The following is an 8,088-nucleotide window of genomic DNA, read 5'->3' on the forward strand; positions in this document are numbered from 1 at the left end:
GACGGGGATGAGTGAGCCTTATTTAGGTGAAGTCAAGATCATTTCCTGGAACTATGCACCGCGCGGCTGGGCATTTTGTAACGGCCAGTTGTTGCCGCTTAACCAGAACCAGCCATTGTTCTCACTTCTTGGCACCAGGTACGGCGGCAACGGCCAGACAAATTTTGCCCTTCCGGATATGAGGGGACGTGCGCCGGTTCATACGGGCGGCCCTATCGGTGCAATTGTCGGCGGCCAGGGCGGCGAAGAGTTTCACACGCTCACGCTCGGCGAAATGCCGACACACAACCATTTCGTCAACGCATCGAACACTGCCGGCAACGTCAACAATCCATCCGGCGCGCTGTTGGGGGCGAACGCCAGCCCGATCTATCAGCCGCCTGGCAGCGCGGTGGCTATGGCGAAGGAAAACATCACTTTCGTCGGTGGCGGCCAGCCGCATGAGAACAGATCGCCCTATCTCGTCTTGAATTTCATCATTGCCCTGCAAGGCATATTCCCGTCGCGAAATTAAGAGGACGCTTCGATGAGCCAACCTTTTGTCGGCGAGATCAGGATGTTCGGTGGCAATTTCCCTCCGAATGGCTGGGCGTTCTGCCAAGGCCAGTTGATGCCGATCTCCGAGAACGAAACTTTGTTCAATCTGATCGGTACGACTTATGGCGGCGACGGGGAGGAAACATTCGCCCTGCCCAACCTCGCATCCCGCATCCCCGTCCATGCTGGCAAGGGCCCGCTGGTCAGCCAGACCTATATCATCGGAGAACTGGGCGGGGTCGAATCCGTCACTGTTTCAACCCAACAAATGCCGAACCATTCCCATACCTGGACCGGTTCGTCGAATATCGCCAAGAATCCGGGTCCGTCCGGCGGTGTCCTGGCGACATCGAGCCTGCTGACGCCCTATGTGGGTATCGCACCTGATGGCAACATGGCCGCCGGAGCCATTTCGCCGGCCGGCGGCAGCCAGCCTCACGACAATATGGTGCCGTTCCTCGCCGTCAGTTTCATCATCTCGCTATTTGGCATCTTCCCCCAGCAAAGCTAGAGACTTGCCATGACCAATCCGTTCGTCGCCGAAATTCGAATTTTTGCCGGAGATTTCGCCCCGACGGGGTGGGCGACCTGCGATGGCCAGATCCTGCCAATCTCGCAGAATACGGCGCTGTTTTCGCTGCTGGGCACAGTTTACGGCGGCGACGGCAAGTCGACCTTCGCGTTGCCGAATATGGCTGGCTCCGCGCCCATGGGGCAAGGACAGGGCAATGGCTTGTCGGAGCGGTTTCTCGGCGAGACGGGTGGCGAAACGTCCGTCACCCTTCTGCAAACGGAAATGCCGCAACATAATCATTTTGTCGCGATATCCACCGAGAGTGGCGCCCAGGGAACTCTTACCGATGCGGTTGTTCTGGGGAAGTCGGGGGGCGGAACGCTTTATCAGAACAACACTTCGCAAAATCTGGTCCAGATGGACCCCCAGGCACTGAGCATAACGGGCAGTACGTTGCCTCACAACAACCTGCCTCCCTATCTGGCGATGACGTTCATCATTGCCATGCAAGGCGTTTATCCGGCGCGTCCGTAAGCGCCACTCCATGATCCAGCTTCCGATTGTGGACAACGGGCCTGTTATATTTTGCTGGGTGCGCGCGGCGCGGATTGATCTGACGTTCCGCCCGATGGCGGACGCCGATCTGCCGTTCCTGTCGGCGCTCTACGCCTCGACCCGCGCCGAAGAACTTGCCGTCACGCCGTGGAGCGACGCGCAGAAAACGGCGTTCCTCGACATGCAGTTTCAAGCGCAGCACGCGCATTACCAGAAATACTATCCCAACGCCGACTGGCTGGTGATCGAGCAGGCAAGGCAAGATATCGGTCGCCTGTATATCGAGCGCTCGGCGAGCGAGCATTGCATCATAGATATCGCCTTCCTGCCGGCGCATCGCGGCAAGGGGTCTGGCGGTGCGTTGCTCGCCGATCTCATCGATGAGGCCGCCGCCGTCGGCAAGTCGGTCTCGATCCATGTCGAGAAGAACAATCCAACGCGGCGGCTCTACAAGCGCCTCGGCTTCACCGTTGCCGAGGACAAGGGCGTCTACGACCTGATGATCCGTTCGCCGTAAGGGCCGTGCCGGTCGTCACGTGCCGCGATACCAGGAGACGATGGTGAAACGTTCGTTGCACGTGACCGGGGTGACTTCATGCGTCGTTTCCGAGCGAAAGGCGACGAGAGAGCCCGGCAATGCCGGCATGGCAATGCGCAGGTCCGGGCCGCTGTAAGGCCCATGCAGGACCAGCGAGCCGCCTGCATAGCTTTCTGGCGAAGGGTTGTCCGATTGACGGTTGAGAAAGATCACCACCGAGATCTTTCGGAACCGCGACTCGTCGTGAATGAGCGGCGTGTTGCCATCCTGGTGCGGCACAAAGAAATCGCCTTGCCGATAGTGAAGGAACTGAGGTTTCTCGACCTGGCCGAGCAGCAGCCCGAAATGCCGCTCCAGAGCCGCCTTCTGCTGCGCCAACAGGGCACTCACTCGCTCTTCAGTGGCCTGCGAAACATCGGCGCGCACGGTCTTTCGGATCTCCGGCCATGCCATCTTCTGGTCGGCACGCCCCAGCAGGCCGGCCGGACGGCCCAAGGCCGCCCGAATTTCCGCGCACAGTGCGCTACACGCCGCTCCGTCAAATACGTCCGCAATCTCGATATAGTCGATCATATGTCGAGCCGCCGCGCTGCCAAATCGCCCTGATGGCCGGAGCGTCCCCGTGGCCGATCCGGTCGAAAAAAATCAGTTGAATACCGCCTCGTAAAGCCGCCCTGCCTCATCGGCAGCGATCGGCACGATGAAGATCTCATGGGCGCCGCTTTTGCCGTTGAACCGATAGATAGCCTGCGGCAGCGCCGCGTCGCGCGGCCCCCTGAACAGCAGCGTGAAGCCACCGCCGTCGCGCGGGCTGTTGGCAATGGGCTGCACCGCGCTCAGTTCCATCGTGAGCGTCTGACCGCCGGCTTCGACGGAAAAGCTCTGCCCCTGCTCGAAATCCGAAAGCGATGCCATGCGCCTACCCTGGTTCGTCTGTCTTTCAGACGGCTCTCTTGAGATGTCTATCCCGTCAGCCAATCTCGCCGCTTCATGGCGTGCTGTCTATAGAGCTCGATCTCCAGAAGTACAAAAGAGCACGATCAAACAAACAGATAGATTTATCTTGGCCACGTAGGGTGAAGCAGCCGTCAACGCGTTGCGCACCGGCAGCCACTGGCCTAAACCGGAATGGTATAAGAGGAGAACACTAGGGATGACTGACGCGAAAACAGACACGGCCCCGGCCGGAAGCACCGCGACCAACGCGCTGCCGCTGTTCTACAAAAAACCCGAGGCGCTCAATCCGCTGCGGCACGGCTCACTCGGCCTTACGGCGCGGGCCGATTTCTCCTTTGCCCGCACCGCGCACGCCATCCCCGTCGTCGCATCGGAAATGCCGGCGGCGATGCGCTCCTATCCGATCGTTTTCATTGGCGACGCCAAGGCGCCTGTCATCATCACCGGTCTGCGCCAGGACCAGAACCTGTTCGTAGGCGCCGACGGCAAATGGGCGGAGCCGCATTACATTCCCGCCTATGTCCGCCGTTACCCCTTCATCCTCGCCGATGAATCGAAAACGACCGGCCGCCTGACGTTGTGCATCGACCGTGCCAGCGAACGCGTCGTCGAGCAGATGCCTTCGTCCAAGGACAGCGACGAGATCGCGCCCTTCTTCGACGGCAACGAGCCGGCCGAGGCCTCGAAGCAGGCGCTCGCCTTCTGCAGCCAGTTCCAGACCGACTTCAATGCGACTCGCGCCATGATCGACAAGATCGACGCGCACGGCCTGTTCGCGCCGCGGCAGAGCAAGGTGACGCTGGAGGGCGGCGAGACCCTCAACCTCACCGACTTTCAGGTGATCGACGAGCCGGCCTTCAACAAATTGAGCGACGAGGCGTTTCTCGATCTCAGGAAATCCGGCGCGCTTGCGCTGCTCTATTGCCATCTCGCCTCGAGCAACAGCTGGACCTCGCTGGTCTTCCAGGCGTCATTGCGGCGAGCTGGCTGACGCGGCCCGCGACGAAAAGCTTCGGCAAGGCGCGGGTTGTTTAAATCAACGGTTCGCGCCTTCGTACGACGATCTCTCCGCCGCTCGAATCATGCTGTTGTCGTGCAGATCGCTTGCCATGACGGGCTGGCGAACTCCCAATGCTCGACGTGTAGCTCTCGCCGAAATGCGCCGAGGCGGCATCACCCCCCGGTTCGCGGACCTGTCAATAAAGTCGAGCACGCCAGCCTTGCTGCCCTCCTCTATCGTTGAATAGCCGGTCGCGGCCATCGATCACGGTCCGAACGCAAAAAGCCCGCGTGAAGCGGGCTTTTTTTGTTGGTTGCGGGGACAGGATTTGAACCTGTGACCTTCAGGTTATGAGCCTGACGAGCTACCGGGCTGCTCCACCCCGCGTCACCTCCAGGGCAAGCTCTTGCTTGCTCCGGACTCTCCAGGGCAAGCTCTTGCTTGCTCCGGACTCTCCAGGGCAAGCTCTTGCTTGCTCCGGACTCTCCAGGGCAAGCTCTTGCCTGCTCCGGATCTGAAGCAAGCGTTTGCTTGCTTATCTGGACGTAAGCCTATGAACAGGATGGCTTACAGATAGGTATATGGCTGACCAAATGAAAGGGCCGCTTGCGCGGCCCGTGATCCCTTGGCGGGCCTTTTCGTAGAGAGAAGATTTCAGTTTCATCCGGTTTGCGGATGAGAGTTCAACGTGCGTTTTGCAGACCTGGCAGCGACCTACTCTCCCGCGTCTTGAGACGAAGTACCATCAGCGCTGGAGCGTTTCACGGCCGAGTTCGGAATGGGATCGGGTGCAGCCGCTCCGCCATAACCACCAGGTCGGCAAAACGCACGTTATATCGAGAAGCTGTTTTTTCGTGCCAAGGCGACGTTTGTGTCTAGCTAACGGACAAAGCCCGCAAGCGCGACTGCGCGTCGCCGGTTTTCCGGCGCCCTCGCGGAGCATAGGCCCTGTAAGGGCCGCTCATGCGTGAGCGCTGGTCAGATCATCGTGTTTCACGATGAGCATAAGGAATGAGAACGATCAAGCCGATCGAACTATTAGTACCGGTAAGCTTCAAGCGTTGCCGCTCTTCCACACCCGGCCTATCAACGTGGTCGTCTTCCACGGTTCTCAGGGAATACTCGTTTTAAGGTGGGTTTCCCGCTTAGATGCCTTCAGCGGTTATCCCGTCCGGATATAGCTACCCTGCTATGCGGCTGGCGCCACAACAGGTCCACCAGAGATCCGTCCATCCCGGTCCTCTCGTACTAGGGACAGATCCTTTCAATATTCCTACACCCACGGCAGATAGGGACCGAACTGTCTCACGACGTTCTGAACCCAACTCACGTACCGCTTTAAATGGCGAACAGCCATACCCTTGGGACCTGCTCCAGCCCCAGGATGCGATGAGTCGACATCGAGGTGCCAAACAACCCCGTCGATATGGACTCTTGGGGGTCATCAGCCTGTTATCCCCGGCGTACCTTTTATCCGTTGAGCGATGGCCCTTCCACGCGGGACCACCGGATCACTATGACCGACTTTCGTCTCTGCTCGACTTGTCAGTCTCGCAGTCAGGCAGGCTTATGCCATTGCACTCAGCGAACGATTTCCGACCGTTCTGAGCCCACCATCGCGCGCCTCCGTTACTCTTTAGGAGGCGACCGCCCCAGTCAAACTACCCACCATACATTGTCCCGGACCCGGATAACGGGCCGCGGTTAGACATCCATAGTAATAAGGGTGGTATTTCAAGGGTGGCTCCACCTGAGCTGGCGCCCAGGTTTCAAAGCCTACCACCTATCCTACACATGCCACTACGAATGCCAATGTAAAGCTATAGTAAAGGTGCACGGGGTCTTTCCGTCTAACCGCAGGAACCCCGCATCTTCACGGGGAATTCAATTTCACTGAGTCTATGCTGGAGACAGCGGGGAAGTCGTTACGCCATTCGTGCAGGTCGGAACTTACCCGACAAGGAATTTCGCTACCTTAGGACCGTTATAGTTACGGCCGCCGTTTACTGGGGCTTCGATTCAGAGCTTGCACCCCTCCTCTTAACCTTCCAGCACCGGGCAGGCGTCAGACCCTATACGTCGTCTTGCGACTTCGCAGAGCCCTGTGTTTTTGATAAACAGTCGCTACCCCCTGGTCTGTGCCACCCTCCTCTACTTGCGTAGAAAAGGGTCACGCTTCTTCCGAAGTTACGCGTGCAATTTGCCGAGTTCCTTCAGCATAGTTCTCTCAAGCGCCTTGGTATACTCTACCTGACCACCAGTGTCGGTTTCGGGTACGGTTTATAAGGAGGAGCTATTTCCTGGAACCGCTCCGCTGCCCGTTCAATCCGATAAGATTGGACAACTTGTGCGATCCGTCACTACCTCCAAGCCCACGAATATTAACGTGGTTCCCATCGACTACGCGTTTCCGCCTCGTCTTAGGGGCCGGCTAACCCTGCTCAGATTAGCTTTAAGCAGGAACCCTTGGTCTTTCGGCGGGGGAGTCTCTCACTCCCCTTACGTTACTCATGTCAGCATTCGCACTTCTGATACCTCCACCACCCCTCACGGGTATGGCTTCGTCAGCTTACAGAACGCTCCGCTACCGCTTGGCCCTTGCGGACCAAACCCTAAGCTTCGGTGTATGGCTTTAGCCCCGTTACATTTTCGGCGCAAAGACCCTTATTTAGACCAGTGAGCTGTTACGCTTTCTTTAAATGATGGCTGCTTCTAAGCCAACATCCTGGTTGTTTTGGGATCCTCACATCCTTTCCCACTTAGCCATAACTTGGGGACCTTAGCTGTAGGTCAGGGTTGTTTCCCTTTTCACGACGGACGTTAGCACCCGCCGTGTGTCTGCCGACTAGTACTCCCAGGTATTCGGAGTTTGGTTAGGTTTGGTAATCCGGTGAGGACCCCTAGCCCATCCAGTGCTCTACCCCCTGGGGTATTCGGTCGACGCTCTACCTAAATAGATTTCGCGGAGAACCAGCTATTTCCGAGTTTGATTGGCCTTTCACCCCTAGCCACAAGTCATCCCGAACTATTGCAACAGTTATGGGTTCGGTCCTCCAGTAAGTGTTACCTTACCTTCAACCTGCTCATGGCTAGATCACTCGGTTTCGGGTCTAATGCGACGAACTGAACGCCCTGTTCAGACTCGCTTTCGCTGCGCCTACACCTAGCGGTTTAAGCTTGCTCGTCACACTAAGTCGCTGACCCATTATACAAAAGGTACGTGGTGACCCTTACGGGCTCCCACTGTTTGTAGGCAATCGGTTTCAGGTACTCTTTCACTCCCCTTGTCGGGGTGCTTTTCACCTTTCCCTCACGGTACTAGTTCGCTATCGGTCATGCACGAGTACTTAGGCTTGGAAGGTGGTCCTCCCAATTTCAGACAGGATTTCACGTGTCCCGCCTTACTCGAGGACGATTGATCGCATTACGCGTACGGGGCTGTCACCCACTATGGCCCTACTTTCCAGAAGGTTCCGCTTGTCTCTCAATCGCCACTGGCCTGGTCCGGGTTCGCTCGCCACTACTTCCGGAGTCTCGGTTGATGTCCTTTCCTACGGGTACTTAGATGTTTCAGTTCCCCGCGTTCGCCACTTTATCCCTATGTATTCAGGATAAGTTACCTATTATCGATACTTGGAAACCACAGTAGCAGATCGCTCTGCTACTCTGATTTTCCAAGTACCTTAGGTGGGTTTCCCCATTCGGAAATCTACGGATCAAAGGGTATTCGCACCTCCCCGTAGCTTATCGCAGCGTATCACGTCCTTCATCGCCTGTGCATGCCAAGGCATCCACCAATTGCCCTTAAGACACTTGATCGTTCTCATTGCCAATGCCCACCCGCGCGATCTCGAAGAGATCGTCGCTTCAGCCTCTCCCTTGCGGGATTAGCGTCCGCGCGATCCCAAAGGGATCGTCGCATAAGCGCAATCCTGTGCGGGATTGGCGCTTGATGTCATTGGCACAAAAAGACCAGCTTCTCGAGAT

General features: G+C 57.5%; 7 protein-coding genes, 1 tRNA gene and 2 rRNA genes. 5 read left to right on the forward strand and 5 right to left on the reverse strand.

All coding sequences use genetic code 11. The features are described 5' to 3' along the window. The first annotated feature begins 7 nt into the window (after positions 1-7). The 4 genes from NLY37_RS19050 to NLY37_RS19065 are packed head-to-tail and all read left to right on the forward strand — an operon-like array spanning position 8 to position 2,123. The gene (locus NLY37_RS19050; protein WP_023672955.1) at positions 8-514 is read left to right on the forward strand and encodes a phage tail protein; all 507 of its coding nucleotides are present in this window, start codon (positions 8-10) and stop codon (positions 512-514) included. A gap of 12 nt (positions 515-526) precedes the next feature. Continuing rightward, positions 527-1,048 (forward strand): phage tail protein, encoded by a 522-nt coding sequence (locus NLY37_RS19055; RefSeq protein ID WP_023672956.1) that lies wholly within the window; start codon positions 527-529, stop codon positions 1,046-1,048. 9 nt (positions 1,049-1,057) lie between these two features. Continuing rightward, positions 1,058-1,585, forward strand: a complete 528-nt coding sequence (locus tag NLY37_RS19060) for a phage tail protein (protein WP_023743071.1) — start codon at positions 1,058-1,060, stop codon at positions 1,583-1,585. Between the two features lie 10 nt (positions 1,586-1,595). Next, complete coding sequence (locus NLY37_RS19065; protein WP_286440124.1) at positions 1,596-2,123, forward strand: GNAT family N-acetyltransferase; 528 nt, start codon at positions 1,596-1,598, stop codon at positions 2,121-2,123. Between the two features lie 15 nt (positions 2,124-2,138). On the opposite strand, the gene NLY37_RS19070 is transcribed toward NLY37_RS19065, so the two are convergent. Then, the gene (locus tag NLY37_RS19070; protein WP_023672959.1) at positions 2,139-2,717 is read right to left on the reverse strand and encodes a 2OG-Fe(II) oxygenase; all 579 of its coding nucleotides are present in this window, start codon (positions 2,715-2,717) and stop codon (positions 2,139-2,141) included. Positions 2,718-2,789: 72 nt separating this feature from the next. Then, entirely contained in the window at positions 2,790-3,059 is a 270-nt protein-coding gene (locus NLY37_RS19075) for a DUF6916 family protein (protein ID WP_023672960.1), read from the reverse strand. A gap of 238 nt (positions 3,060-3,297) precedes the next feature. Here NLY37_RS19075 and NLY37_RS19080 point away from each other — a divergent pair, with 238 nt between their 5' ends. Continuing rightward, a complete protein-coding gene (locus NLY37_RS19080; RefSeq protein ID WP_023685704.1) occupies positions 3,298-4,092 on the forward strand; it encodes a SapC family protein in 795 nt (264 codons plus the stop codon). Positions 4,093-4,411: 319 nt separating this feature from the next. On the opposite strand, the gene NLY37_RS19085 is transcribed toward NLY37_RS19080, so the two are convergent. From NLY37_RS19085 to NLY37_RS19095, 3 genes are all read right to left on the reverse strand, one after another. Continuing rightward, positions 4,412-4,488: transfer RNA gene (locus NLY37_RS19085), tRNA-Met, on the reverse strand. A 314-nt stretch (positions 4,489-4,802) separates the two neighbouring features. Then, positions 4,803-4,917, reverse strand: a 5S ribosomal RNA gene (gene rrf, locus NLY37_RS19090). A 201-nt stretch (positions 4,918-5,118) separates the two neighbouring features. Next, positions 5,119-7,920 (reverse strand): 23S ribosomal RNA (locus NLY37_RS19095). Positions 7,921-8,088 lie beyond the last annotated feature (168 nt).

The organism is Mesorhizobium sp. C395A, assembly GCF_030323205.1.
Classification (GTDB): Bacteria; Pseudomonadota; Alphaproteobacteria; order Rhizobiales; family Rhizobiaceae; genus Mesorhizobium.

What these genes read in the sequence shown, in the direction of transcription:
- NLY37_RS19080 (WP_023685704.1), top strand. Translation starts at nt 3,298, where the DNA reads ATGACTGACGCGAAAACAGACACGGCCCCGGCCGGAAGCACCGCGACC.
- NLY37_RS19055 (WP_023672956.1), top strand. Translation starts at nt 527, where the DNA reads ATGAGCCAACCTTTTGTCGGCGAGATCAGGATGTTCGGTGGCAATTTC.
- NLY37_RS19065 (WP_286440124.1), top strand. Translation starts at nt 1,596, where the DNA reads ATGATCCAGCTTCCGATTGTGGACAACGGGCCTGTTATATTTTGCTGG.
- NLY37_RS19070 (WP_023672959.1), bottom strand. Translation starts at nt 2,717, where the DNA reads ATGATCGACTATATCGAGATTGCGGACGTATTTGACGGAGCGGCGTGT.
- NLY37_RS19050 (WP_023672955.1), top strand. Translation starts at nt 8, where the DNA reads ATGAGTGAGCCTTATTTAGGTGAAGTCAAGATCATTTCCTGGAACTAT.
- NLY37_RS19060 (WP_023743071.1), top strand. Translation starts at nt 1,058, where the DNA reads ATGACCAATCCGTTCGTCGCCGAAATTCGAATTTTTGCCGGAGATTTC.
- NLY37_RS19075 (WP_023672960.1), bottom strand. Translation starts at nt 3,059, where the DNA reads ATGGCATCGCTTTCGGATTTCGAGCAGGGGCAGAGCTTTTCCGTCGAA.